Here is a 24,521-nt window from a genome sequence, read left to right on the forward strand (position 1 = left end):
GAAGCGGTGGGCGCCGCGCACGATCCACACCGACATCATCTCGCGCGTGACCTCGGGGTGGAACTGCAGCGCGAACGCATTGCGGCCGTAGCGGAACGCCTGGTGGGGAAAGGTCTCGCCCATGGCGCGCTACATCTTCATCACAGGCGGCGTCGTGTCCTCCCTCGGCAAGGGCCTCGCCTCCGCGGCGCTGGGCGCTCTGCTCCAGGCGCGCGGATACACGGTCCGCCTGCGCAAGCTCGACCCGTATCTCAACGTGGATCCGGGCACCATGAGCCCGTACCAGCACGGCGAGGTATTCGTCACCGACGATGGCGCCGAGACCGACCTCGACCTCGGGCACTACGAGCGGTTCACCGGCCATCCGGCGACCCGGCAGGACAACATCACCACCGGGCGCATCTATCAGGACATCCTGACCAAGGAGCGCCGTGGCGACTATCTCGGCGCCACCATCCAGGTCATCCCCCACGTCACCAACGCCATCAAGGACTTCGTCCTGGAGGGCAACGAGGGCTTCGACTTCGTGCTGATCGAGGTTGGCGGCACGGTGGGCGACATCGAGGGCCTGCCCTTCTTCGAAGCCACCCGCCAGCTGAAGAACGAGCTGCCGCGCGGCCACGCCATCTTCATCCACCTCACGCTCCTGCCCTTCATCCCCTCCGCCGGCGAGCTGAAGACCAAGCCCACCCAGCACTCCGTGAAGGAGCTGCGCTCCATCGGCATCCAGCCCGACATCCTGCTGTGCCGCACCGACCGCGAGATCCCGCGCGAGGAGCGCCGCAAGCTCTCGCTGTTCTGCAACGTGCGGGAAAGCGCGGTGATCGAGGCGCGGGACGTGGACAACATCTATGCCGTGCCGTCCGCCTATCACGCGGAAGGCCTCGACAAGGAGGTGCTGGCCGCCTTCCACATCGAGCCGGCGCCGCGCCGAACCTTGCGCGCTGGCACACCATCGAGGACCGGGTGCGCAACCCCGAGGGCGAGGTCACCATCGCCATCGTCGGCAAGTACACGGGCCTCAAGGACGCCTACAAGTCGCTGATCGAGGCGCTCGCCCATGGCGGCATCGCCAACAAGGTGAAGGTCAATCTCGACTGGATCGAGAGCGAGACCTTCGAGCGCGAGGATCCGGCGCCGTTCCTGGAGCACGTGCACGGCATCCTCGTGCCCGGCGGCTTCGGCCAGCGCGGCGCCGAGGGCAAAATCCGCGCGGCCCAGTTCGCCCGCGAGCGCGCGGTGCCCTATTTCGGCATCTGCTTCGGCATGCAGATGGCGGTGATCGAGGCGGCGCGGAACCTCGCCGGCGTCGCGGCAGCCAATTCCACCGAGTTCGGTCCCACCAACGAGCCGGTGGTGGGCCTTTTGACCGAATGGATGCGCGGCAACGAGCTGGAGAAGCGCAACGCGGCCGGCGACCTCGGCGGCACCATGCGCCTCGGCGCCTATCCGGCGCACCTGGAGAGCGGCAGCCGGGTGGAGGGCGTCTATGGCAAGCGCGACATCTTCGAGCGCCACCGCCACCGCTACGAGGTGAACACCGCCTATCGCGCGCAGCTGGAGGCGCACGGCCTGAAGTTTTCCGGCATGTCGCCGGACGGGCTGCTGCCGGAGATCGTGGAATATTCCAACCATCCCTGGTTCATCGGCGTGCAGTTCCATCCCGAACTGAAGTCGCGCCCGTTCGAGCCGCACCCCCTGTTCGCCTCGTTCGTGGGCGCGGCGAAGGACCAGAGCCGGCTGGTGTGAGCGCGAGGGGCGGGCTTGCGGGCGCCGATCGGTCCCCTGCCCGTCTGCGCTTGGACGGCGCGCCGCAGCGCTCAGGCCAATTCCACCACCCTGCCCTCGCGCAGCGTGACGCGCCGGTCCATGCGGCTCGCCAGCTCCAGATTGTGGGTGGCGATCAGCGCCGCGACGCCGGTGGCGCGCACCAGCTCGGTGAGCGCGCCGAAGACATGGTCCGACGTCTTGGGGTCGAGATTGCCGGTGGGCTCGTCCGCCAGCAGCAGGCGCGGGGCGTTGGCGAGCGCGCGGGCGATGGCGACGCGCTGCTGCTCGCCGCCGGAGAGTTCGGAAGGCCGGTGCGTGAGGCGCGCGGCGAGGCCGAGATAGGTCAGCATCTCCTTCGCCCGCTCCTCCGCCTTGGCGCGCGAGAGGCCGCGGATCATCTGCGGCATGGCGACGTTCTCGAGCGCCGAGAACTCGCCGAGCAGATGGTGGAACTGGTAGATGAAGCCGATATTGAGGCGCCGCAGGCGCGTGCGCTCGCCGTCGGGAAGCCGCGCCGTGGACGTGCCGGCGATGAACACCTCGCCCTCGTCGGAATGCTCCAACAGGCCGGCGATGTGCAGCAGCGTGGACTTGCCCGAGCCGGAGGGCGCCACCAGCGCCACCGACTGGCCCGGCGCGACCTTCAGGTCCACCCCGCGCAGGATTTCCAGCGCCTGCGCCCCCTGGGCGTAGCGCCGCTTGACGCCGGCGAGCAGCAGCGCCGGCTCGCGCTTCTCGCCGCCGCCCGGCGCTCCGGGCGGAACCGGCAGCGGCCCCCGGGTCTCCACCGTGTGGTCCATCACTCGTACCTCAGGGCTTCGACCGGATCGAGCCGGGCGGCCCGCCAGGAGGGATAGAGCGTGGCGAGCAGCGACAGCACCAGCGCCATGATGACCACCGAGGTGGTCTCGCCGAGGTTCATCTGCGCCGGCAGGCGGCTGAGATAATAGAGTTCCGGCGAAAACAGCTCGGTGGCGGTGAGCCAGGAGATGAACTGGCGGATGGTCTCGATGTTGAGGCACACCACGACGCCGAGGATCAGCCCGACGAAGGTTCCCACCACGCCGATGGCGGCGCCGGTGATCAGGAACACCCGCATGATCGCCCCCTGCGTCGCGCCCATGGTGCGCAGGATGGCGATGTCGTGGCCCTTGTCCTTCACCAGCATGATCAGGCCGGAGACGATGTTGAGCGCCGCCACCAGCACGATCAGCGTCAGGATCAGGAACATCACGTTGCGCTCCACCTGGAGCGCGTTGAAGAAGGTGGCGTTGCGCCGCCGCCAGTCGACGAGATAAGCGGGCCGCTGCGCCGCCGCCTGGATGGCGCCGCGCAGTTCCTCCACGTCGTCGGGATTGTCGATATAGATCTCCACCGCGTTCACGTCGCCGTTGCGGTTGAAATAGGCCTGCGCCTCCGGCAGCGGCATGAAGACGAAGGCCGAATCGTACTCCGACATGCCGATCTCGAAGATCGCCGCCACCTTGTAGACCTTGATGCGCGGCGAGGTGCCCATGGGCGTCACCGCGCCGCGCGGCGCCACCAGGGTGATGTTGTCGCCCACCCGCAGCGAGAGCTGGTCGGCGAGGCGCTTGCCGATGGCGAGGCCCTGGCCGCGGTCGAAATTCTCCAGCGTGCCGGAGATGATGTGGTGCGAGACCGAGGGCAGGCCGCGCAAATTCTGCTCGCTCATGCCCCGCACCAGCACGCCCGAGGCGCCGAACGGCGAGGAGGCGAGCGCCTGGCCCTCCACCAGCGGCACCGCGAGCCGCACGCCGTTGAGCTTGGCGATGCGCTCGGCCACCGCCTGGTAGTCGGTGAGCGGGGATTCGAGCGGCTGCATCAGCACGTGGCCGTTGAGGCCGAGGATCTTGGACAAAAGCTCCTGGCGGAAGCCGTTCATCACCGCCATGACGATGATGAGCGTCGCCACGCCGAGCACGATGCCGAGGAACGAGAAGCCGGCGATGACCGAGATGAAGCCCTCCTTGCGGCGCGCCCGGAGGTAGCGCAGCGAAAGCATCCATTCGAAGGGGGCGAAGGGCCGCGTGCCCGTCGTCTCGGTCGCTGCGCTGGTCTCGACCCGGCCTTCACTCATGCCTTCAGCTCTCCACCAGGTCGGCGGGCGACAGGAGCTCGCGCGATCCATCGGCCCGGCGCTTCAGTTCCACCTTGCCCTCCGCGAGGCTCTTCGGCCCCACCAGGACCTGCCAGGGCAGGCCGATGAGGTCGGCGGTGGCGAACTTGGCGCCGGCGCGCTCTTCCGTGTCGTCGTACAGCACATCGTAGCCCAGGCCGGTAAGCGTCGCGTAAAGCTCGGCGCAGGCGGCATCGGTGGCGCTGTCCCCGGTCTTCAGATTGAGGATGCCCACGTCGAACGGGGCGACGGCGTCCGGCCACACGATGCCGGCCTCGTCATGGGAGGCCTCGATCATGGCCGCCACGAGGCGCGAGGGGCCGATGCCGTAGGAGCCCATGTGGATCACGTGCTCCTTGCCGTCCGGTCCGAGGACCTTGGCGCCGAACGGCTCGGAATATTTGGTGCCGAAATAGAAGATGTGACCCACCTCGATGCCGCGCGCCGCCATGCGCCGCGCCTCGGGGATGGCGGCGAACGCCGCCTCGTCGTGCTTCTCCGATGTGGCGGCATAAAGGCTGGTCCACTGGTCGAAGAGCCCCTGGAGGCCGGCCGCGTCGTCGAAGTCGAGGCTGGCCGGCGGCGGTGCCATGTCGAGATAATCGCCGTGGCAGAAAACCTCGCTCTCGCCGGTGGAGGCGAGGATGATGAATTCGTGGGAAAGGTTGCCGCCGATGGGGCCGGTGTCGGCCACCATGGGGATGGCCTTGAGCCCCATGCGGGCGAAAGTGCGCAGATAGGCGACGAACATCTTGTTATAGGAATGCCGCGCCCCCGCCTGGTCGAGGTCGAACGAATAGGCATCCTTCATCAGGAACTCGCGCGAGCGGTAGACGCCGAAGCGCGGGCGCACCTCGTCCCGGAACTTCCACTGAATGTGGTAGAGATTGAGCGGCAGCGCCTTGTAGGACTTCACATAGGCGCGGACGATCTCGGTGATCATCTCCTCATTGGTCGGCCCGAACAGCATGTCGCGCTCGTGCCGGTCCTTGATGCGCAGCATCTCCTTGCCGTAGTCGTCGTAGCGGCCGCTCTCGCGCCACAGGTCCGCCGACTGGATGGTGGGCATCAGCATCTCGATGGCGCCGGCCCGATTCTGCTCCTCGCGGATGATGTTGCACACCTTGTTGAGCACCCGGTGGCCGAGCGGCAGCCAGGCATAGATGCCCGCCGCCTCCTGGCGGATCATGCCGGCGCGCAGCATCAGCCGGTGGGAGACGATCTCCGCCTCCTTGGGCACCTCGCGCAGGATGGGAAGGAAATAACGGGAGAGGCGCATCGGTCGTCCCTGGCGTGCGAGGGGAAGGTGGGGCGCAGAGAAACCGGAACCGGCCGCGAAACACAAGAGCGATGGCCCGTGGCGACACACCTTTCCCCGCCGCGACCCAGCCCCGCCGGGCTGCACGCCGGACGGGAAGGCCCGAGGCCCCGCCCCTACATATTGCGTTGCAGCGAACGGTTATTGCGGCGCAAGGATGACAAGCGACAGATTCTTGTTCTAACGTGCGTCCGCATAAGAAAGGGGATCGTCACCGCAGCCTCTGGCCGGTGAAATTGGTCCAGGTCTCGGGAGGAATCGACAAAATCGCCGACCGATGGCCACCTCGCGGGGGCGCAACACGGAATCGGCATTGCGGATCGTCCTTTTGACGCAAGAAGAAGGCTGAGACTTTCGGCGTCGCTCAGGAGCCGTGAACGATAAAGGCGAGACCTTCCGGGTCTTCGCCTTTTGTTTTTTGTCCCGCGCCCCGGCTCGCGACGGCGCAGCCGGAGCGCCGATCCGGGGCGCGGCGGAGGCTCCCGCGCAGCGGTCCAATCAAAACCGACCGCCGCACCCAACCCCCGCCGTCGGCCGGAAAGAGCCGCTTCGCGACCTTTTGCGCTGGGCCCCGGCTCGCATTCCGCTGGCGCTGCATGCGTCCGGGGCGCGCGGGCGCACGCCTCAAAGCGGCCGAGTGTCGAACGGCATGGGGAAATCGTCCATGGACACCAGCCCGCTGGTGACGAAATAGATCAGGGCGCCGGTGATGATGGCGGCGACCACGGTGGTGGCGATCAGCTTCTTGAGCAGCAGCGGGCGCACCGGGGCGCCGGGGTCGGTGCCGGGGGTGATGTCGGCGCTCTCCGCCTGCGAGCGCACGCCCCACGGCAGCACCGCGAACAGCGTCACCCACCAGACGATGAAATAGATGGCGAGGAAGGTCAGCGGGCTCACGGGATCACGCCTGCTCCAGCTCCACCAGCGTGCCGTTGAAGTCCTTCGGGTGAAGGAACAGCACCGGCTTGCCGTGGGCGCCGATCTTCGGCTCGCCGGAGCCGAGCACCCGCGCGCCATTGGCCTTCAGCTGGTCGCGGGCGGCGAGAATGTCGTCCACCTCGTAGCAGATGTGGTGGATGCCGCCGTCCGGGTTGCGCTCCAGGAACTTCGCGATCGGGGAGTCGGCGCCGAGCGGTTCCAGGAACTCGATCTTGGTGTTCGGCAGATGGACGAACACGGTGGTGACGCCATGCTCCACCTGGGGCACCGCCTCCGACACCTGCGCCCCCAGCGTGTCGCGATAGAGGGCGGCGGCGGCGGACAGGTCGCGCACCGCGATGGCCACGTGGTTCAGCCGTCCGATCATGATCCCCTCCTCGCGCCGCGCGCCGATGCCGGCGCCCCCATCACACTTCGAGAACGTGCACGTGGCAAACGGGCTTTTGCCCCACACCGCGTTCACCGCCGCGCGCACCGCCCGCTCAAGCGTCTCGGCGAGCGCCTCGGGATCGCGCCGCCGTGCCTTGGGCAGGTTCTCCAGGGTCGCGCTCACCGTGTCGAGCACATGGTCGAGCATGTCGACGCCGCCCTCCCCGCGCTCGGGAATGCCGGTGATCTCCACCGAGGGATCGCCGGCAATGCCGCCATGGCGGTCCACCGCCACCGACACCGACACCACGCCCGCGAACGAGAGCTTGCGCCGCTCGGGAATGGCGCGGGCGGCCTCGGCCACCAAGAGGCGGCCATCCTTGTAGAGCCGGCCGAACGGCACGTCGTCCACCCGCTCCGCCGGCCCGGGCGCGAGGCGGACCACGTGACCGTCATAGCAGGTGACCACCTCCGGCACGCCGAGGCTCTTGGCGAGCTTCGCATGCTCGTGCAGGTGCAGCGCCTCGCCATGGACCGGGATCGCCACCTGGGGGCGCACCATCTCGTACATCTGCTTGAGTTCGCCGCGCCGCGGATGGCCGGAGACGTGCACCAGCCCGTCGCGGTCGGTCATCACCTCCACGCCCCGGCGCACCAGAGCGTTGATAATGTGATTCACCACCTTCTCGTTGCCGGGAATGGTGCGCGAGGAGAACACCACGAGGTCGCCCGGCGAGAGGGCGATCTCGGGGTGGTCGTCGTCGGCGATGCGCCGCAGCGCCGCGCGCTGCTCGCCCTGGCTGCCGGTGAGGATCGCCACCACCTTGTCGCGCGGAGGAAGCCGAAGGCGTCGGCGCCGCGGAAGGCGGGCACGCCGTCCAGCAGCCCCTCCTCGCGCGCCACGCCGATGACGCGCTCCAGCGCCCGGCCCACCACCACGACCTCGCGGCCATTGGCGCGCGCCGCCTGGGCGATGGCGCGCACGCGCGCCACGTTGGACGAGAACGTGGTGAAGGCGACGCGGTGCTTCGCCTTGCCGACGATCTCGGTGAGCGACGCCGCCACTTCCGCCTCGGACGGCGAGACGCCGTCGCGGATGGCGTTGGTGGAATCGCAGATCAGGGCCCGCACCCCTTCGTCGCCCAGCGCCTTCAGGCGCTCGGTATCGGTGGGCAGGCCCACCAGCGGGGTCGGGTCGAGCTTCCAGTCGCCGGTATGCACCACGAGGCCGGCGCCGGTGCGGATCGCCAAAGCGTGGCTGTCCGGGATCGAGTGGGCGACCGGGATGAACTCCACCGCGAACGGCCCGATGTCCACCGTCGCGCCCGAACGCACCACCGTCACCGGCAGCGACGAGGGCGCGCCCGGCTCGCCGGAGCGCTTGGCCTCCAGCAGGCCGGCGGTGAAGCGCGTGGTGTAGATCGGGCACTTCAGGCGCGGCCACAGGTCCAGCACCGCCCCCACATGGTCCTCGTGGCCATGGGTGATGACCAGGCCGGCGATGTGCTTCTTCTCCGCCTCCAGGAAGCGGATGTCGGGCAGCACCAGGTCGACGCCCGGCGCCTCGGGGCCGGCGAAGCTCATGCCGAGGTCCACCACCAGCCAGGTGCGCGCCTTGCGCGGGCCGAAACCGTAGAGGGCGAGATTCATGCCGATCTCGCCGACGCCGCCCAAGGGCGCGAATACCAACTCGTCGGGATGTGCCATCTGTTCCGCCGTTTCCATCCCGCGGCGCGCCGTGCGCCGCACCTGCGGACCCTAGAGGTCCGGCTTGATGAGGGAGACGTCGCCGGCCGTGATGATCTCCGCGACGCCGTCCTTGCGCCTCAGCATCAGGGCGCCGCGCGCGTCGATGTTCTCGAATCGGCCCACCACCTCGCGCTCGCCCACCTTGACGCTCACCTGGTCGCCCATGCCGAGGGCGTGGCGCATCCATTCCGTGCGGATCTCGGGGAAGCCGGCGCCGGCATTCCACTGGCTGATGCGGGCCGCCATGGCGATGTCGAGCGCCTCCAGCACCCGGTCGGGGGCGGCGGGGCGCCCGCGGCCTCAAGCGAGGTCGCGGGATAAGCGAGGCCGTCCGGATGGTGCAGACAATTGACGCCGAAGCCGATCACCGCCGCCGGGCGGCCATAGGCGTCGGAGCCGCCCTCCACCAGGATGCCGGCGAGCTTGGCGCGGTCGATCAGGAGGTCGTTGGGCCACTTCAGCTTGAGCCGCTCGGCGCCGATGTCGGGCGCGGCCCGCGCCACCGCGTCGCGCAGCGCGAGGCCGGCGACGAAGCACAATTGGGCGAGGTTCGCGGCCGGTGCCGGGTTCGGCAGCACCAGGGTGGCGAACAGGTTGCCCACCTCCGAGGTCCAGGGACGCCGCGCCGCCGCGGCCGGCGGTCTGCACATCCGCCACCAGCCACACCGGCATGGTCTCGCCGCGCGCAAGGCGCGCGAGCCCCTCGGCATTGGTGGAGCCGATCTCGGTGTAGCGGACGATGGGAACCGTGGAACCCTGGAATTCGTGTGCGGCCATTCGATCAGAAGAGCGAGCGGGCGGCGGCACCCGCCGCCTCGATGAGGGGAGCGGGATAGACGAAATAGAAGATCGTGAAAAGCCCGCTCACGCCGAGCACCGCCTTCAGCTCGGACGGCATGGGGTCGAACGCCTCCGCCGGCTCGTCGAAATACATGATCTTGACGATGCGCAGGTAGTAGAAGGCGCCCACCACCGAGGCGAGCACGCCGATCACCGCCAGCCAGTACAGGCCGGCCTGGATGGCGGCGAGGAACACGTAGTACTTGGCGAGGAAGCCGGCGAGCGGCGGGATGCCGGCGAGCGAGAACATGAGCGCCGCCAGCAGCAGCGCCATCACCGGGTTGCGGGTGCCGAGGCCGGCGAGGTCGTCGACGCTCTCCACCGCCTGCCCCTTGCGGCGCATGGCGAGCACGCAGGCGAACGAGCCGAGCGTCATGGCCACATAGATGGCCATGTAGACCAGCACGCCGCGCACCCCCTGCTCGGTGCCGGCGGCGAGGCCCACCAGCGCGAAGCCCATGTGGCCGATGGAGGAATAGGCGAGCAGGCGCTTGATGTTGCGCTGGCCGATGGCGGCGAACGCGCCGAGCACCATGGAGGCGATGGCGACGAAGGCGACGATCTGCTGCCACTGGTGGGTGACGTGCGGGAACGCTTCCGCCGTCACGCGCACGAAGATCGCCATGGCGGCCGCCTTGGGCGCGGTGGCGAAGAAGGCGGTGACCGGGGTCGGCGCGCCCTCATAGACGTCCGGCGTCCACATGTGGAACGGCACCGCCGAGACCTTGAAGCACAGGCCGGCCAGCAGGAAGACGAGGCCGAAGATGAGCCCGAGGGAGGGCTCCTTCACCACGGTGGCGATGACCGAGAAGTTCACCGAGCCGGTGAAGCCGTAGATCAGCGAGGCGCCGTAGAGCAGCATGCCCGAGGAGAGCGCGCCGAGGACGAAATACTTCAGGCCCGCCTCGGTGGAGCGCACCGAATCGCGGTTGATGGCGGCCACTACGTAGAGCGAGAGGCTCATCAGCTCGAGGCCGAGATAGAGCGCGATCAGGTCGCCGGCGGACACCAGGATGCACATGCCGAGCGTCGCCAGCAGCACCAGCACGGCATATTCGAACTTCTGCTGCTTCTCCCGGTTCAGCCAGTCCACCGCCATGACCAGCGAGACGGTGGCGCCAAGCAGCGCCAGGAACTTCATGAAGCGCGCATAGGTGTCGATCACCATCGATCCGTTGAAGGCCACCACCTCGCCGGCGGGGGCGAGCAGCACCAGGACCGCCGCCGCCGCGAGCACGGCGATGGCGAGCCCCGTCACGAGGTTCGCCGCGGCCTCCCCGCGGAACGCGCCGATCAGGATCAGCGCGATGGCCGACACCGCGAGCAGCAGCTCGGGCAGGACCGCGGCGATGGGGGGCAGAAGCTGCGACATGGCGGTCATCCGGGATCAGAAGGGAAGGAGCAGCGCGGTCTTCACCGCCGCCGCCACCTGGTCGGTGCGCGCGATCACCGTGCCCACCGCGCTCGAGGTCATGTCGAGGATGGGCGCCGGCCACACGCCGAAGAGGATGGTGAGCACCACCAGCGGCGCCATGATCGCGATCTCGCGCGGCGAGAGGTCGGCCATGGCCTTCAGGCTGTCCTTCTCCAGCGGCCCGAAGATCACGCGCAGATAGAGCCACAGCGCATAGGCCGCCGACAGGATCACGCCGGTGGCTGCGAAGAAGGCGATCCAGGTGTTGCGCTCGAAGGCGGCGAGCATGGTGAGGAACTCGCCGACGAAGCCCGACGTGCCCGGCAGGCCCACATTCGCCATGGTGAACACCATGAGCACGGTGGCGTAGAGCGGCATGCGGTGCACGAGGCCGCCATAGGCGGCGATCTGGCGGGTGTGCATGCGGTCGTAGATCACGCCCACGCACAGGAACAGCGCGCCCGAGACGAAGCCGTGCGAGATCATCAGGAACATGGCGCCCTGCAGCCCCGCCTCGTTCATGGCGAAGATGCCCATGGTCACGAAGCCCATATGGGCGATGGACGAATAGGCGATCAGCTTCTTGATGTCCTCCTGCACGAGGGCCACCAGCGAGGTGTAGATGATCGCCACCACCGAGAGGGTGAACACCATGGGGGCGAAGAAGTGGCTCGCCTCCGGGAACATGGGCAGCGAGAAGCGGATGAAGCCGTAGCCGCCCATCTTCAGGAGGATGCCGGCCAGGATCACCGAGCCGGCGGTGGGCGCCTCCACGTGCGCGTCGGGCAGCCAGGTGTGCACCGGCCACATGGGCATCTTCACCGCGAACGAGGCGAAAAAGGCGAGCCACAGCCAGGTCTGCATGCCGGACGGGAAGCCGAACTTCATCAAGGTGGGCACGTCGGTGGTGCCGGCCTGCCAGTACATGGCCATGATGGCGAGCATCATCAGCACCGAGCCGGCGAGCGTATAGAGGAAGAACTTGAACGCCGCATAGATGCGCCGCTGCCCGCCCCAGATGCCGATGATGAGGAACATCGGGATCAGGCCGCCCTCGAAGAAGAAGTAGAAGAGGACGAGGTCGAGGGCGCAGAAGGTGCCGACCATCAGGGTCTCGAGCACCAGGAAGGCGATCATGTATTCCTTCACCCGCTTGTGCACGCTCTCCCACGAGGCGAGGATGCAGAACGGCATGAGGAAGGTGGTGAGGATCACGAACGGCAGCGAGATGCCGTCGACGCCCATGTGGTAGGCGGCGACGTCGCCGAGCCAGGCCTTCTTCTCCACGAACTGGAAGCCGGGGGCGGCCGGGTCGAAGCCCGGCAGCAGCAGCAGCGACACGACGAAGGTCACGAGCGTCGTCCACAGCGCCACCCAGCGGGCGTTGCGCGCGGTGACTTCGCTGTCGCCCCTCACCGCCAGGATGAACAGCGCCCCCACCAATGGCAGGAAGGTGACGACGGAGAGGATGGGCCAACCGGTCATCGCGTCACACTCCGGCGAACATGAACCAGGTGATGAAGGCCGCGACGCCGATGAGCATCACGAAGGCGTAGTGGTAGAGGTAGCCGGACTGAAGCCGCACCACCCGCCCCGTCACGTCCATGACGCGCGCGGAGATGCCGTCCGGCCCGAGGCCGTCGATGATGGTGCCGTCGCCCCGCTTCCACAGCAGCCGGCCGAGCCAGAGCGTCGGCTTGACGATCAGGAAGTCGTATATCTCGTCGAAGTACCACTTGTTCAGCAGGAAGCGGTAGAGCGCGTCCTGCGAGCGGGCAAGCTGCACCGGGACCGAGGGGTCGAGGATGTAGAACCAGACCGCGAAGGCGGTGCCGATCACCATCATGAGGGTCGGCGCCCACACCGCCCAGCCGGGGATGTCGTGCATGGCGTGCAGGATGTGGTTCTCCGCCCCCATGAAGATGGAGTGGCGGAAGAAGTGCTCCACCCCATGGCCGACGAACACGCCGTAGAAGGCCATGCCGGCGAAGATCGCGCCGACCGACAGCGCCGCCAGCGGGATGGTCATCACCAGCGGGCTCTCATGGGCGTGGTCGTAATGGTGGTGGTCGTGCGGCTTGCCGTGGAAGGTCATGAACACCAGGCGCCACGAATAGAAGGCGGTGAGCGCCGCGGCGATCACGGTCAGCCAGTAGCCGTAGACCCGGAAGTAGTTGTGGCTGGCATAGGCCGCCTCGATGATGGCGTCCTTGGAATAGTAGCCCGCGAGGGGCGGCACGCCGGTGATGGCGAGCGTGCCCACCAGCATCACGCCGTAGGTGAAAGGGATCTTCTTCCACAGCCCGCCCATGTGGCGCATGTCCTGCTCGTGGTGCATCGCGTGGATCACCGAGCCGGCGCCGAGGAACAACAGCGCCTTGAAGAAGGCGTGGGTGAACAGGTGGAACATGCCGATGGAATAGGCCCCCGCCCCCATGGCCACGAACATGTAGCCGAGCTGGGAGCAGGTGGAGTAGGCGATCACCTTCTTGATGTCGTTTTGCACCAGGCCGATGGTCGCCGCGAAGAAGGCGGTGGTGGCGCCGATCAGCATGACGATGTCGAGCGCGGTGGGCGACAGTTCGAAGATGGGCGACATGCGCGCCACCATGAACACCCCGGCGGTCACCATGGTGGCGGCATGGATGAGGGCGGACACCGGGGTCGGGCCCTCCATGGCGTCGGGCAGCCAGGTGTGCAGCAGGAACTGGGCCGACTTGCCCATGGCGCCGACGAACAGCAGCAGCGCGATCACCGTCGGCGCATCCCAGTGGTGGCCGAGGAAGTGGATGGTCTTGCCGGCGAGCGAGGGCGCCTGGGCGAACACGGTCTCGAACGCCACCGAGCCGGTCATCACGAAGATGGCGAAGATGCCCAGCATGAAGCCGAAGTCGCCCACGCGGTTGACCACGAAGGCCTTCATGGCGGCGGCGTTGGCGGACGGCTTCTCGTACCAGAAGCCGATCAGCAGGTACGAGGCGAGGCCCACGCCCTCCCAGCCGAAGAACAGCTGCACCAGGTTGTCCGCCGTCACCAGCATCAGCATGGCGAAGGTGAACAGCGACAGATAGGCGAAGAAGCGCGGCCGGCTCGGGTCCTCGTGCATGTAGCCGATGGAGTAGAGGTGCACGAGCGAGGACACGGAGGTGACGACGATCAGCATGATCGCGGTCATGGTGTCGATGCGCAGCGCCCAGTCGATCTTCAGGTCGCCCACATAGATCCACTTCATCACCTGCACGCGCGCGTCGTGGCCGGAGAAGCCGACGTCGACAAAGGCGATCCAGGCGAGCAGGCAGGCCACGAACAGAAGCGAGGTGGTGACGATCTCGCTCGCGCGGGCGCCGATGGAGCGGCCGAACAGGCCGGCGATGAGGAAGCCGACGAGGGGGAGGAAGACGATCGCCTGATACATGGCCTCAGCCCTTCATGGCGTTGATGTCCTCGACGGCGATCGAACCGCGGTTGCGGTAGAACACCACGAGGATGGCGAGGCCGATGGCCGCCTCGGCCGCCGCGACCGTCAGCACCAGCAGCGCGAAGATCTGGCCGGTGAGGTTGCCGAGGAAGGCCGAGAAGGCCACGAGGTTGATGTTCACGGCGAGCAGGATCAGCTCCACCGACATCAGGATGACGATCACGTTCTTCCGGTTGAGGAAGATGCCGAGCGTCCCGAGCGTGAACAGGATCGCCGCGACGGTGAGGTAGTGGGAGAGACCGATGTCCATTGCCGCCCCCTCAAAGGCCCTGGCCGGGGCGCACCTTGACCACCTCGATGGCGGTCTTGGCGGTGCGCTCCACCTGGGCGGAGATGCTCTGGCGCTTCACCCCCGCCTTGTGGCGGAGCGTGAGCACGATGGCGCCGATCATGGCGACGAGCAGCACGAAGCCCGCCGCCTGGAAGAAGTAGATGTAGTCCGTGTAGAGCACCTGGCCGATGGCGCGCACGTTGCTCACCGTCTCGGCGCCGGCGGGCGCCACGTTGGCGGCGGCGGACACCGCCTGGGCGACCCCCGGCCCGGTGGCCCAGGCGCCCAGCACCAGCACCAGCTCGGCGAGGAAGATGGCGCCGACGATCATGCCGATGGGCAGATATTGCAGGAAGCCCTGGCGCAGCTCCACGAAGTCGACGTCCAGCATCATGACGACGAACAGGAACAGCACCGCCACCGCGCCCACATAGACCACCACCAGGATCAGCGCGAGGAACTCGGCGCCGATGAGGATGAAGAGGCCCGCCGCATTGACGAAGGCGAGGATGAGGAACAGCACCGAGTGCACGGGATTGCGCGAGGAGATCACCATGAAGGCGGACGCAATCAGCACGAAGGCGAAGAGATAGAAGAACGCTGCCGCGACACTCATGCGCCGAGCCCCCCTGCCCGCGGCGCGCCCGCGCCGGTCATTGCCGGCGCCGGACGGCGGCCGGTCGATCGATTGCCTTCACGCATCCCAAAAGTCCACTGTCGAGATGCCGCGCAGGACGCCCGGCACCGATCCAATCCCCGCGGCCGGCGTGAGGCCGGCCGATCCCCGCCTGCTCAGCGGTACGGCGCATCCATGGCGATGGCGCGGGCGATCTCGCGCTCCCACCGGTCGCCGTTCGCGAGCAGCTTTTCCTTGTCGTAATAGAGTTCCTCGCGCGTCTCGGTGGCGAACTCGAAGTTCGGCCCCTCGACGATCGCGTCCACCGGGCACGCCTCCTGGCAGAAGCCGCAATAGATGCACTTCACCATGTCGATGTCGTAGCGCGTGGTGCGGCGCGTTCCGTCGTTGCGGCGCGGGCCGGCCTCGATGGTGATGGCCTGCGCCGGGCAGATCGCCTCGCACAATTTGCACGCGATGCAGCGCTCCTCCCCGTTCGGGTAGCGGCGCAGCGCGTGCTCGCCGCGGAAGCGCGGTGAGAGCGGCCCCTTCTCAAACGGATAGTTCAGCGTCGCCTTGGGCTTGAAGAAATAGCGCATGGCGAGGAAGAAGCCCGAGACCAGCTCGGTGAGAAAGATGGCGCGCGCGGCCTGATCGAGCTTCATGTGCGCTCTCCCGGAAGGCGGTGCGGATGAGGGATGGGTCGGGTCATTTCGGCGCCATCCCGGTGAAGTGCAGGACGCCCGCGACCACCACCACGGCGACGAGCGAGATCGGCAGGAACACCTTCCAGCCGAGCCGCATGAGCTGGTCGTAGCGATAGCGCGGCACCATGGCCTTGGCCATGGCGAACAGGAAGAACATGAAGCACACCTTGATGACGAACCAAACGAGGCCCGGCACCCAGGTGAAGGGGGCGAACGGCAGCGGCGAGAGCCAGCCGCCGAGGAACAGGATGGTGGCCATGGCGCACATGGTCAGGATGGCCACGTACTCGCCCAGCATGAAGAGCAGATAGGGCGTCGAGCCGTACTCGGTCATGAAGCCGGCGACCAGCTCCGATTCCGCTTCCACCAGGTCGAAGGGCGGGCGGTTGGTCTCCGCCAGCGCCGACACGTAGAAGATCACGAACATCGGGAACAGCGGCAGGAAATACCAGTTCAGCAGCCCAAGCTTGCCGTTCTGCGCCTCGACGATCTCGGAGAGGTTCAGCGAGCCGGCGCACATCAGCACGGTGATGATGACGAAGCCGATGGAGACCTCGTAGGACACCATCTGCGCCGCCGAGCGCAGGGAGGCGAGGAACGGATACTTCGAGTTCGAGGCCCAGCCGCCCATGATGATGCCGTACACGCCGAGCGACGAGATGGCGAAGATGTACAGCACGCCCACGTTCAGGTCGGCGATCACCCAGCCGTCGGCGATCGGCACCACCGCCCAGGCGGCGAGCGCCAGCACGCAGGTGACGAGCGGGGCGAGCAGGAACACGGCCTTGTTGGCGCCCGCCGGGATGGTGGGCTCCTTCAGCACGAATTTGAGGAGGTCGGCGAAGGACTGGAACAGCCCGAACGGCCCCACCACGTTGGGCCCGCGCCGCAGCTGCACCGCCGCCCAGATCTTGCGGTCGGCCAGCAGGATGTAGGCGATGAAGATCAGGAGCGCCACGAGCAGCGCGAGGCTCTGCCCGAGGATGATGAGCACCTGGATAAGGGTGTCCTGCCAGTTCATGTCCTTGATCCCGTCATGACGGCCCCGGCTTCGTTCGGGAAAGCAGGTGTTGCGTTGCCCATCCCCTATTCCGCCGCTTCCGCGGCGGCCTCCAGGCGCAGGGCCGAGCACTCGGCCATGACGGCCGAGGCGCGGGCGATGGGGTTGGTGAGGTAGAAGTCCTCGACCGCGGAGACGAACGCCGCCTTGTCGGTGGCCCCACCCTTCTGCGCCAGCGCCGAGAGCGCGGCGGGATCGGCGGCAAGCGCCTCGTCCACGTGGCCGAGGTGCGGATAGGTCTCCACCAGAAGCGCGCGCAACGCCATCAGGCTGTCGAACGGCAGGGTCTGCTTCAGCACCTCGGAGAGGGCGCGCAGGATCGCCCAGTCCTCGCGCGCCTCGCCGGGCGGGAAGGCGGCGCGGTTGGCGAACTGCACCCGGCCTTCCGTGTTCACGTAGAGGCCGCTCTTCTCCGGGTAGGCGGCGCCGGGCAGGATCACGTCCGCCCGGTGGGCGCCGCGGTCGCCATGGGTGCCGAGATAGATCACGAAGGCGCCGGGGGCGACGTCCACCTCGTCCGCGCCCATGAGGAAGACGACGTCCAGCGCGCCGGGGGCGCACATGGCGGCGACATCGAGGCCGCCTTCGCCCGGCACCGCGCCGACATCGAGCGCGCCGACGCGGGCGGCGGCGGTGTGGAGCACGGCGAAGCCGTTCCAGCCCTCCTTTCACCGCGCCGGCCGCCAGCGCCACCTTGGCGGCGAGCGACAGCACCGCGGCACCATCCGGACGGGCGAGCGCGCCCTGGCCGACGATCACCATGGGCCGCTCGGCGGCACGCAGCGTCTCGGCGAAGGTGCCGGCGCCGGCGAGGTCGGCGAGGCTGTCGGGGCCGGCGCCGAGATATTCATAGGAGTAGGTCAGATCCACCTGCGGGCCGATGACGCCCACCTTGAGGCCGCCCATGCGCCAGCGCTTGCGGATGCGGGCGTTGAGCACGCTCGCCTCGTGGCGCGGATCGGTGCCCACCAGCAGGATCGCGTCCGCCGCCTCGATGGCGGCGATGCCGGGATTGAACACATAGGTCGCGCGGCCCGCGGCCGGATCGAGCGCGGCGCCGTCCTGGCGGCAGTCGATGTTCTTCGAGCCGAGCTTGTCCATCAGCGCCTTGAGGGCAAACACCTCCTCGACGCTGGCGAGGTCGCCGACGATGGCGCCGATCTTCGCCGGCGCGGCCGCCTTCACCTTGGCGGCGACGGCGGCGAACGCCTCGCTCCAGGTGGCGGGCACCAGCCGGCCGTCCTTGCGCACATAGGGCCGGTCGAGGCGCTGCATCTTCAGCCCGTCCCACACGTAGCGGGTCTTGTCCGAGATCCACTCCTCGTTCACCGCCTCGTTGATGCGCGGCAGGATGCGCATCACCTCGCGGCCGCGGGTGTCGATGCGGATGTTGGAGCCGAGGGCGTCCATGAGGTCGATGGACTCGGTCTTGATGAGCTCCCAGGGCCGGGCATGGAAGGCGTAGGGCTTGTGGGTCAGCGCGCCCACCGGGCACAAATCGGCGACGTTGCCCTGAAGCTCCGAGCGCATGGCGTGCTCGAGATAGGTGGTGATCTCCATGTCCTCGCCGCGGCCGATGGCGCCGAGGTCGGCGACGCCCGCCACCTCGGTGGAGAAGCGCACGCAGCGGGTGCACTGGATGCACCGGTTCATGGAGGTGCGCACCAGCGGGCCGATATACTTGTCCTCAACCGCGCGCTTGTTCTCGGCGAAGCGCGAGGTGTCCGCGCCGTAGGCCATGGCCTGGTCCTGCAGGTCGCACTCGCCGCCCTGGTCGCAGATCGGGCAGTCCAGCGGGTGGTTGATGAGCAGGAACTCCATCACCCCTTCGCGCGCCTTCTTCACCATGGGGCTCTTGGTGAGCACCACGGGCGGTTCGCCGTTGGGGCCGGGGCGCAGGTCCTTCACCGCCATGGCGCAGGATGCCGTGGGCTTGGGCGGCCCGCCCTTCACTTCCACGAGGCACATGCGGCAATTGCCGGCGATGGACAGGCGCTCATGGAAGCAGAAGCGCGGAATCTCGACGCCCGCCGCCTCGCACGCCTGGAGCAGCGTGAACTCGGCGGGCACATCGACCTCGGTGCCATCGACGATGATCTTGGCCATCCGCTCACTTCCCCGAACAACGTGAGACCGGGCGCGCGCCCCGTGGCCGCGCCCATCCCGTCAAACCACCCCGAGCCTTCAGCCCGGGATCGGAACGCCGAACCGCAACAGGTTGCCGTCCGGGTCCCACACATAGAATTCGCGCATGCCCCAGTCCCGGTCCTGGACCTCGGAGATGCGCCCGCCCTCCGCCGCGCCCGCCATCTCGGCATGCAGGGCGTCGATGTCATCCGGCCGCACATAGACGGACGAACTGTGCGCAGCCGCCCCGTCCGGCCGTGGCCAGAAATGGATCTCCACCTCCGCGTCGCGGCCGACGATGGCGTAGTCGGCCATCATCCACTTCACGACAAAGCCCAGTTTGTCCCGGTACCAAGCCGCGGCGGCCGCAGGATCGGCCACCTCGAAGGTCGGGCAAATCTGGGTGATGGCGGCCATCCCCCTACTCCGCCGCCACCGGCACCGGGTCCGGATGCGGGTTCGCCGCATACTGGTCGATGCGCTCTTCGATCACGTGACGGTAGTGGCGGATCAGGCCCTGCACCGGCCACGCCGCCGCATCGCCCAGCGCGCAGATGGTGTGGCCCTCGATCTGGGTCGTCACCTCCAGCAGCATGTCGATCTCGCGCTTCTGGGCGCGGCCCTCGGCCATGCGGTTCACCACGCGCCACATCCAGCCGGTGCCCTCGCGGCACGGCGTGCACTGGCCGCAGCTCTCGTGCTTGAAGAAGGCAGAGATGCGGGCGATCGCCTTGATGATGTCGGTGGACTTGTCCATCACCAGCACGCCCGCCGTGCCGAAGGACGACTTCACCGCGCGGGTGCCGTCGAAATCCATAATGAGGTCGGCGCACTGCTCCGCCGGGATCACCGGGCAGGAGGCGCCGCCGGGGATGATGCCGAGCAGGTTGTCCCAGCCGCCGCGAATGCCGCCGCCGTGCTTCTCCACGAGCTCCTTGAACGGGATGCTCATGGCCTCCTCGATCACGCAGGGCGTGTTCACGTGGCCGGCCAGCGAGAACAGCTTGGTGCCCACATTGTTGGGCCGGCCGATGGCCGAGAACCAGGCCGCGCCACGCCGCAGGATGGTGGGGGCGACGGCGATGCTCTCCACGTTGTTGACCGTAGTGGGGCAGCCGTAAAGGCCCATGTTCGCCGGGAACGGGGGCTTCAGGCGCGGCATGCCCTTCTTGCCTTCGAGGCTCTCCAGCAGCGCCGTTTCCTCGCCGCAGATATAGGCGCGGCGCCGTGGTGCAGATAGAGGTCGAAGGGATAGTCGTGGATGTTGTCCTTGCCGATGAGGCGCGCCTCATAGGCCTGGTCGATCGCCGCCTGGAGGCGCTTGCGCTCGAAGATGTACTCGCCGCGGATATAGATGTAGGCCGCGTGCGCGCCCATGGCGAAGGAGGCGATCAGGCAGCCCTCGATCAGCGTGTGCGGATCGTTGCGCATGATCTCCCGGTCCTTGCAGGTGCCGGGCTCGGATTCGTCGGCGTTCACCACCAGATAGTGGGGGCGCCCGTCGGACTGCTTCGGCATGAACGACCACTTCATGCCGGTGGAGAAGCCGGCGCCGCCGCGGCCGCGCAGGCCGGACGCCTTCATCTCGTTGATGATCCAGTCGCGGCCCTTCTCCAGGATCGCCTTGGTGCCGTCCCAGTTGCCGCGCTTGAGCGCGCCCTCCAGACCGAAGTCGTGCAGGCCGTAGAGATTGGTGAAGATGCGGTCCTTGTCGGCGAGCATGTGCGTCACTCCCCGGGGGTCGGCGCGGCGTCGCCGGATACGGGCGCCTCGGCGGTCGAGGTCCCGTTGGCGCTCGATCCGCGGGTGTAGAGCGCGGGGTCGGTGAGCACGCGCGCCCCGCCCTCCGGCTCGGCGCCGTGGCGCGCATTCTGCGGCCCCACCTTCACCGGACGGCCGGCGGCGAGATCGTCGAGCAGCTTCTCGAAGTTCTCGGGCGTGAGGTCCTCGTAATAGTCGTCGTTGATCTGCACCATCGGCGCGTTGGTGCAGGCGCCGAGGCACTCCACCTCCAGCCAGGAGAAGGTGCCGTCGGCGGTGATGTGGCGCTCCTCGCCGATCTTCCTGCGGCAGACCGCCTTGATGTCCTCGGCGCCGCGCAGCATGCAGGGCGTGGTGCCGCACAGCTGCACGAAATACTTCCCCACCGGTTCCAGGTTGAACATGGTGTAGAAGGTGCACACCTCCAGCACGCGGATGTGCGGCATGCCCAGGCGGTCCGCCACGGCGCGGATGGCGGGCTCGGGCAGCCAGCCGCCGGCGACCTTCTGGGTCTCCCAGAGCAGCGGCACCACGGCGCTGGCCTGGCGCCCTTCGGGATACTTGGCGATCAGCTTGACGGCGATCTCCTCCAGCTCCGGCGTGAAGGCGAAGCTGTCGGGCTGCTCGGCGGCGAGGCGGCGGACGGACATGTCAGGTTCCCAGGCCGGCAATGCGGGCGGCGGCGCAGCTGGGGCGCCGGAGCGAAAGGCGAAGACGGGGGGCGCGGCTCACCGGTCCACCTCCCCGAACACGATGTCGAGCGAGCCGAGGATCGCCGAGACGTCGGCCAGCATGTGGCCGCGGCACAGGAAATCCATGGCCTGGAGATGGGCGAAGCCCGGCGCGCGGATCTTGCAGCGATACGGCTTGTTGGTGCCGTCCGAGACCAGATAGACGCCGAACTCGCCCTTGGGCGCCTCCACCGCGGCATAGACGTCGCCTTCCGGCACGTGGAAGCCTTCGGTGTAGAGCTTGAAGTGGTGGATGAGCGCCTCCATGGAGCGCTTCATCTCGGCCCGCTTCGGCGGCGCCACCTTGTGGTCCAGGGTGTGGACCGGGCCGCTCTCCTTCAGCAGGCGCTCGACGCACTGCTTCATGATCTTCGTGGACTGGCGCATCTCTTCCATGCGCACCACGTAGCGGTCGTAGCAGTCGCCGTGCTGGCCCACCGGGATGTCGAAGTCCAGCTCGGAATAGCATTCGTAGGGCTGCGCGCGCCTGAGGTCCCACGCCGCGCCGGAGCCGCGCAGCACCGGGCCGGAGAAGCCCCAGGCCAGGCAATCCTCCAGCGACACCACGCCGATGTCCACCGTGCGCTGCTTGAAGATGCGGTTCTCGGTGACCAGGTCGTCGAGATCCTTCACCAGCTTCAGGAACGGGTCGCAGAAGGCGCCGATGTCCTCCACCAGCTGGCGCGGCAGGTCCTGGTGCACGCCGCCAGGGCGGAAATAGGCCGCGTGCATGCGGCTGCCCGAGGCGCGCTCATAGAAGATCATGAGCTTTTCGCGCTCCTCGAAGCCCCACAGCGGCGGGGTGAGCGCGCCCACGTCCATGGCGAACGTGGTGACGTTGAGCAGATGCGACAGCAGCCGCCCGATCTCGGAATAGAGCACGCGGATGAGCTGGGCGCGGCGCGGGACCTCAAGGCCCAGAAGCTTCTCCGCCGCGAGGCAGAAGGCGTGCTCCTGATTCATCGGCGCGCAATAGTCGAGCCGGTCGAAATAGGGCACCGCCTGGAGATAGGTCTTGGTCTCGATCAGCTTCTCGGTGCCGCGGTGCAGGAGGCCGATATGCGGGTCCACCCGCTCCACCACCTCGCCGTCCAGCTCCAGCACGAGGCGCAGCACGCCGTGCGCCGCGGGATGCTGCGGGCCGAAATTGATCTGGAAGTTGCGGACCTTGTCCACGGGCTTCATGTCGTCGAGGGTCTGTGCCATGGCCTTGTCCCTCACCCGGCCTTGGGCGGCGCGGGCGGCGTCGCCTTCTCGTCGCCCGGCAGGACGTATTCGACGCCCTCCCAGGGAGAGAGGAAGTCGAAGTTGCGGAACTCCTGCGGCAGGCGCACCGGCTCGTAGACCACGCGCTTCAGCCCGTCGTCGTAGCGCACCTCCACGAACCCGGTGGTCGGGAAGTCCTTGCGCAGCGGATGGCCGTCGAAGCCGTAGTCGGTGAGCAGGCGCCGCAGTTCCGGATGGCCGGTGAACAGGATGCCGTAGAGGTCGTAGGCTTCGCGCTCGAACCAGTTGGCGCCCGGGAACACCGAGGTGATGGAGGGCACCGGCGTGTCCTCGTCGGTCGCCACCTTGAGGCGGATGCGCAGGTTCTGCTTCAGCGAGAGCAGGTGGTAGACCACGTCGAAGCGCTTCTCGCGCGCCGGATAGTCGACGCCGCACACGTCCACGATGCACTGGAACAGGCAGGCCGGATCGTCCCGCAGGAAGGTCGCGAGCTTCACGATCTGTGCCGGCTCGACCTCCAGGGTCAATTCGCCGTGCGCAAGCGTCCACCCGCTCACCGCGCCGGCAACGGCGCCGGTGACGTGGCCCGCAAGGTCATTCAACGTCTCGTCCATCTCGACACGTCCCGTCCTGGACCGCGTGGCGGCTCAGCGTTCGATGGTTCCGATGCGGCGGATCTTCTTCTGCAGCAGCAGAATGCCGTAGAGCAGCGCTTCCGCCGTAGGCGGGCAGCCGGGCACGTAGATGTCCACGGGCACGACGCGGTCGCAGCCGCGCACCACCGAGTAGGAGAAGTGATAGTAGCCGCCGCCATTGGCGCACGACCCCATGGAGATCACGTAACGCGGCTCCGGCATCTGGTCATAGACCTTGCGCAGCGCCGGGGCCATCTTGTTGGTGAGCGTGCCGGCGACGATCATCACGTCCGACTGGCGCGGCGAGGCGCGCGGCGCGAAGCCGAAGCGCTCCACGTCGTAGCGCGGCATGGAGGCCTGCATCATCTCCACCGCGCAGCAGGCGAGGCCGAACGTCATCCACATCAGCGAGCCGGTGCGCGCCCAGGTGATGAGGTCGTCCACGGTGGTGACGAGGAAGCCCTTGTCGGCCAGCTCGGCGCTGATCTCCTGGAAGAAGGGATCGTCCGCGCCCACAGGGCGGCCGGTGGAGGGATCGACGATGCCCTGATGGTCGGTCTCGACGTCAGGCACCGTGGCTGAAGGGGTCAGTCCCATTCCAAAGCTCCCTTGCGCCACTCATAGATGAAGCCGACCGTCAGCACGCCCAGGAACAGCATCATCGACCAGAAGCCGAGATCGCCGAGCCCGCCGAACGTCACCGCCCACGGGAACAGGAAGGCCACTTCCAGGTCGAAGATGATGAACAGAATCGCCACCAGATAGAAGCGCACGTCGAAGGTCATGCGGGCGTCGTCGAACGCGTTGAAGCCGCACTCATAGGCGGAGAGCTTCTCGGGGTCCGGGTTCTGGTAGGCGACGATGAAGGGCGACACCAGCAGGGCCAAGCCTATCACCAGCGAGACGCCGATGAAGATGACCACCGGCAGGTAGTCCATGAGCAATGCGTTCATTGGTCCGCACCTTGGGGCGCGTGGGCGATCCGCCTGAAGCGTTACCGCGCCGGCCTCGGTTGGAGGAGTTCGAAACGACGTGGCAGCCTTATCGCAGCGCCAGATGGGAGGCAAGAGCGCGCTTCGGCCTAGAACCTGAAGCCGCCCCCGGGCCCGTTGGCCCCGGCGGCGCCACGCTCGCGACATGGCTCTGCCACCATCGTGCTGCGGCGCGGCAATCGCCGTACGCGGCACCCCGCTGCCGCCCCTCGCGGCTGTGGATGCGACAAAATCCGGTCGAACGCCATGCCGCGGCGGGCCGCCCACAGAAATGGCGGCGGCGCCGCATGACGCCGCGCCGCCAGCGGTCGCGCGCCGTGCGACACAATGACAGCTCGATCCGCCGGCGTCCGATCGCCGGGGCCGGCTCAGCGGCCGGC

Annotated in this window: 20 protein-coding genes and 4 pseudogenes; 1 reads left to right on the forward strand and 23 read right to left on the reverse strand. The window is 67.9% G+C overall.

The annotated features are described in order from the left end of the window. Positions 1 to 121: 121 nt before the first annotated feature. Positions 122 to 1,749, forward strand: a pseudogene (gene pyrG, locus AC2W7M_RS03920) (CTP synthase). A 71-nt stretch (positions 1,750 to 1,820) separates the two neighbouring features. Here the strand turns inward: pyrG and AC2W7M_RS03925 are convergent. From AC2W7M_RS03925 to AC2W7M_RS04035, 23 genes and pseudogenes are all read right to left on the reverse strand, one after another. Continuing rightward, on the reverse strand, positions 1,821 to 2,570 hold the full coding sequence (locus AC2W7M_RS03925; RefSeq protein ID WP_486130217.1) for an ABC transporter ATP-binding protein: 750 nt from the start codon (positions 2,568 to 2,570) through the stop codon (positions 1,821 to 1,823). Then, the gene (locus tag AC2W7M_RS03930; protein ID WP_486130219.1) at positions 2,570 to 3,868 is read right to left on the reverse strand and encodes a lipoprotein-releasing ABC transporter permease subunit; all 1,299 of its coding nucleotides are present in this window, start codon (positions 3,866 to 3,868) and stop codon (positions 2,570 to 2,572) included. The genes AC2W7M_RS03925 and AC2W7M_RS03930 overlap by 1 nt, the downstream gene beginning before the upstream one ends. Positions 3,869 to 3,872: 4 nt before the next feature. Then, the gene (proS, locus tag AC2W7M_RS03935) at positions 3,873 to 5,186 is read right to left on the reverse strand and encodes a proline--tRNA ligase (RefSeq protein WP_486130221.1); all 1,314 of its coding nucleotides are present in this window, start codon (positions 5,184 to 5,186) and stop codon (positions 3,873 to 3,875) included. Between the two features lie 663 nt (positions 5,187 to 5,849). Beyond that, positions 5,850 to 6,122 carry a DUF1467 family protein gene (locus tag AC2W7M_RS03940; protein WP_486130222.1) on the reverse strand — a complete coding sequence of 91 codons (273 nt, stop codon included), beginning with the start codon at positions 6,120 to 6,122 and terminating at the stop codon, positions 5,850 to 5,852. Between the two features lie 4 nt (positions 6,123 to 6,126). Further along, positions 6,127 to 6,531, reverse strand: coding sequence for a methylmalonyl-CoA epimerase (mce, locus tag AC2W7M_RS03945; RefSeq protein WP_486130224.1), 405 nt, complete (start codon positions 6,529 to 6,531; stop codon positions 6,127 to 6,129). Between the two features lie 40 nt (positions 6,532 to 6,571). Next, positions 6,572 to 8,240: pseudogene (locus tag AC2W7M_RS03950) on the reverse strand (ribonuclease J). A 51-nt stretch (positions 8,241 to 8,291) separates the two neighbouring features. After that, positions 8,292 to 8,465, reverse strand: a complete 174-nt coding sequence (locus AC2W7M_RS03955; RefSeq protein WP_486130226.1) for a hypothetical protein — start codon at positions 8,463 to 8,465, stop codon at positions 8,292 to 8,294. Next, positions 8,432 to 8,932, reverse strand: coding sequence for a biotin--[acetyl-CoA-carboxylase] ligase (locus AC2W7M_RS03960; protein ID WP_486130228.1), 501 nt, complete (start codon positions 8,930 to 8,932; stop codon positions 8,432 to 8,434). Before AC2W7M_RS03960 ends, AC2W7M_RS03955 begins: the two co-directional genes overlap by 34 nt. 131 nt (positions 8,933 to 9,063) lie before the next feature. Beyond that, entirely contained in the window at positions 9,064 to 10,494 is a 1,431-nt protein-coding gene (nuoN, locus tag AC2W7M_RS03965) for an NADH-quinone oxidoreductase subunit NuoN (protein WP_486130230.1), read from the reverse strand. A gap of 15 nt (positions 10,495 to 10,509) precedes the next feature. Beyond that, positions 10,510 to 12,021: an NADH-quinone oxidoreductase subunit M gene (locus AC2W7M_RS03970; protein ID WP_486130232.1), complete on the reverse strand. Its 1,512-nt coding sequence runs from the start codon at positions 12,019 to 12,021 to the stop codon at positions 10,510 to 10,512. 4 nt (positions 12,022 to 12,025) lie between these two features. Beyond that, positions 12,026 to 13,951, reverse strand: coding sequence for an NADH-quinone oxidoreductase subunit L (nuoL, locus tag AC2W7M_RS03975; RefSeq protein ID WP_486130233.1), 1,926 nt, complete (start codon positions 13,949 to 13,951; stop codon positions 12,026 to 12,028). A gap of 4 nt (positions 13,952 to 13,955) precedes the next feature. After that, positions 13,956 to 14,264: an NADH-quinone oxidoreductase subunit NuoK gene (gene nuoK, locus AC2W7M_RS03980; protein ID WP_121625434.1), complete on the reverse strand. Its 309-nt coding sequence runs from the start codon at positions 14,262 to 14,264 to the stop codon at positions 13,956 to 13,958. Between the two features lie 10 nt (positions 14,265 to 14,274). Beyond that, positions 14,275 to 14,901 carry an NADH-quinone oxidoreductase subunit J gene (locus AC2W7M_RS03985; RefSeq protein ID WP_486130235.1) on the reverse strand — a complete coding sequence of 209 codons (627 nt, stop codon included), beginning with the start codon at positions 14,899 to 14,901 and terminating at the stop codon, positions 14,275 to 14,277. Between the two features lie 176 nt (positions 14,902 to 15,077). Continuing rightward, on the reverse strand, positions 15,078 to 15,566 hold the full coding sequence (gene nuoI / locus AC2W7M_RS03990) for an NADH-quinone oxidoreductase subunit NuoI (protein ID WP_394017109.1): 489 nt from the start codon (positions 15,564 to 15,566) through the stop codon (positions 15,078 to 15,080). Between the two features lie 43 nt (positions 15,567 to 15,609). Continuing rightward, the gene (gene nuoH, locus AC2W7M_RS03995; protein WP_486130237.1) at positions 15,610 to 16,629 is read right to left on the reverse strand and encodes an NADH-quinone oxidoreductase subunit NuoH; all 1,020 of its coding nucleotides are present in this window, start codon (positions 16,627 to 16,629) and stop codon (positions 15,610 to 15,612) included. A 65-nt stretch (positions 16,630 to 16,694) separates the two neighbouring features. Beyond that, a pseudogene (nuoG, locus tag AC2W7M_RS04000) lies at positions 16,695 to 18,774 on the reverse strand (NADH-quinone oxidoreductase subunit NuoG). A gap of 78 nt (positions 18,775 to 18,852) precedes the next feature. After that, positions 18,853 to 19,212 carry a bleomycin resistance protein gene (locus AC2W7M_RS04005; RefSeq protein WP_486130239.1) on the reverse strand — a complete coding sequence of 120 codons (360 nt, stop codon included), beginning with the start codon at positions 19,210 to 19,212 and terminating at the stop codon, positions 18,853 to 18,855. Between the two features lie 4 nt (positions 19,213 to 19,216). Then, a pseudogene (gene nuoF, locus AC2W7M_RS04010) lies at positions 19,217 to 20,517 on the reverse strand (NADH-quinone oxidoreductase subunit NuoF). Between the two features lie 5 nt (positions 20,518 to 20,522). Continuing rightward, positions 20,523 to 21,206: an NADH-quinone oxidoreductase subunit NuoE gene (nuoE, locus tag AC2W7M_RS04015; protein WP_486130241.1), complete on the reverse strand. Its 684-nt coding sequence runs from the start codon at positions 21,204 to 21,206 to the stop codon at positions 20,523 to 20,525. 78 nt (positions 21,207 to 21,284) lie between these two features. Then, positions 21,285 to 22,472 (reverse strand): NADH-quinone oxidoreductase subunit D, encoded by a 1,188-nt coding sequence (locus AC2W7M_RS04020; protein WP_486130245.1) that lies wholly within the window; start codon positions 22,470 to 22,472, stop codon positions 21,285 to 21,287. A gap of 32 nt (positions 22,473 to 22,504) precedes the next feature. Next, the gene (locus AC2W7M_RS04025) at positions 22,505 to 23,128 is read right to left on the reverse strand and encodes an NADH-quinone oxidoreductase subunit C (RefSeq protein WP_486130243.1); all 624 of its coding nucleotides are present in this window, start codon (positions 23,126 to 23,128) and stop codon (positions 22,505 to 22,507) included. Between the two features lie 33 nt (positions 23,129 to 23,161). After that, entirely contained in the window at positions 23,162 to 23,746 is a 585-nt protein-coding gene (locus AC2W7M_RS04030; protein ID WP_121625447.1) for a NuoB/complex I 20 kDa subunit family protein, read from the reverse strand. Next, the gene (locus AC2W7M_RS04035; protein ID WP_394017100.1) at positions 23,737 to 24,102 is read right to left on the reverse strand and encodes an NADH-quinone oxidoreductase subunit A; all 366 of its coding nucleotides are present in this window, start codon (positions 24,100 to 24,102) and stop codon (positions 23,737 to 23,739) included. Before AC2W7M_RS04035 ends, AC2W7M_RS04030 begins: the two co-directional genes overlap by 10 nt. Between the last annotated feature and the right edge of the window lie 419 nt (positions 24,103 to 24,521).

The sequence above is a fragment of the Xanthobacter sp. BG11Y11_SDJG genome, from assembly GCF_057364445.1.

What these genes read in the sequence shown, in the direction of transcription:
- nuoL (WP_486130233.1), bottom strand. Translation starts at nt 13,951, where the DNA reads ATGTATCAGGCGATCGTCTTCCTCCCCCTCGTCGGCTTCCTCATCGCC.
- AC2W7M_RS04005 (WP_486130239.1), bottom strand. Translation starts at nt 19,212, where the DNA reads ATGGCCGCCATCACCCAGATTTGCCCGACCTTCGAGGTGGCCGATCCT.
- nuoK (WP_121625434.1), bottom strand. Translation starts at nt 14,264, where the DNA reads ATGGACATCGGTCTCTCCCACTACCTCACCGTCGCGGCGATCCTGTTC.
- AC2W7M_RS03985 (WP_486130235.1), bottom strand. Translation starts at nt 14,901, where the DNA reads ATGAGTGTCGCGGCAGCGTTCTTCTATCTCTTCGCCTTCGTGCTGATT.
- nuoH (WP_486130237.1), bottom strand. Translation starts at nt 16,629, where the DNA reads ATGAACTGGCAGGACACCCTTATCCAGGTGCTCATCATCCTCGGGCAG.
- mce (WP_486130224.1), bottom strand. Translation starts at nt 6,531, where the DNA reads ATGATCGGACGGCTGAACCACGTGGCCATCGCGGTGCGCGACCTGTCC.
- nuoN (WP_486130230.1), bottom strand. Translation starts at nt 10,494, where the DNA reads ATGTCGCAGCTTCTGCCCCCCATCGCCGCGGTCCTGCCCGAGCTGCTG.
- AC2W7M_RS04035 (WP_394017100.1), bottom strand. Translation starts at nt 24,102, where the DNA reads ATGAACGCATTGCTCATGGACTACCTGCCGGTGGTCATCTTCATCGGC.
- AC2W7M_RS04025 (WP_486130243.1), bottom strand. Translation starts at nt 23,128, where the DNA reads ATGGACGAGACGTTGAATGACCTTGCGGGCCACGTCACCGGCGCCGTT.
- nuoE (WP_486130241.1), bottom strand. Translation starts at nt 21,206, where the DNA reads ATGTCCGTCCGCCGCCTCGCCGCCGAGCAGCCCGACAGCTTCGCCTTC.
- AC2W7M_RS03925 (WP_486130217.1), bottom strand. Translation starts at nt 2,570, where the DNA reads ATGGACCACACGGTGGAGACCCGGGGGCCGCTGCCGGTTCCGCCCGGA.
- AC2W7M_RS03930 (WP_486130219.1), bottom strand. Translation starts at nt 3,868, where the DNA reads ATGAGTGAAGGCCGGGTCGAGACCAGCGCAGCGACCGAGACGACGGGC.
- AC2W7M_RS03955 (WP_486130226.1), bottom strand. Translation starts at nt 8,465, where the DNA reads ATGCGCCACGCCCTCGGCATGGGCGACCAGGTGAGCGTCAAGGTGGGC.
- proS (WP_486130221.1), bottom strand. Translation starts at nt 5,186, where the DNA reads ATGCGCCTCTCCCGTTATTTCCTTCCCATCCTGCGCGAGGTGCCCAAG.
- AC2W7M_RS04020 (WP_486130245.1), bottom strand. Translation starts at nt 22,472, where the DNA reads ATGAAGCCCGTGGACAAGGTCCGCAACTTCCAGATCAATTTCGGCCCG.
- AC2W7M_RS04030 (WP_121625447.1), bottom strand. Translation starts at nt 23,746, where the DNA reads ATGGGACTGACCCCTTCAGCCACGGTGCCTGACGTCGAGACCGACCAT.
- nuoI (WP_394017109.1), bottom strand. Translation starts at nt 15,566, where the DNA reads ATGAAGCTCGATCAGGCCGCGCGCGCCATCTTTCTCACCGAGCTGGTC.
- AC2W7M_RS03960 (WP_486130228.1), bottom strand. Translation starts at nt 8,932, where the DNA reads ATGTGCAGACCGCCGGCCGCGGCGGCGCGGCGTCCCTGGACCTCGGAG.
- AC2W7M_RS03970 (WP_486130232.1), bottom strand. Translation starts at nt 12,021, where the DNA reads ATGACCGGTTGGCCCATCCTCTCCGTCGTCACCTTCCTGCCATTGGTG.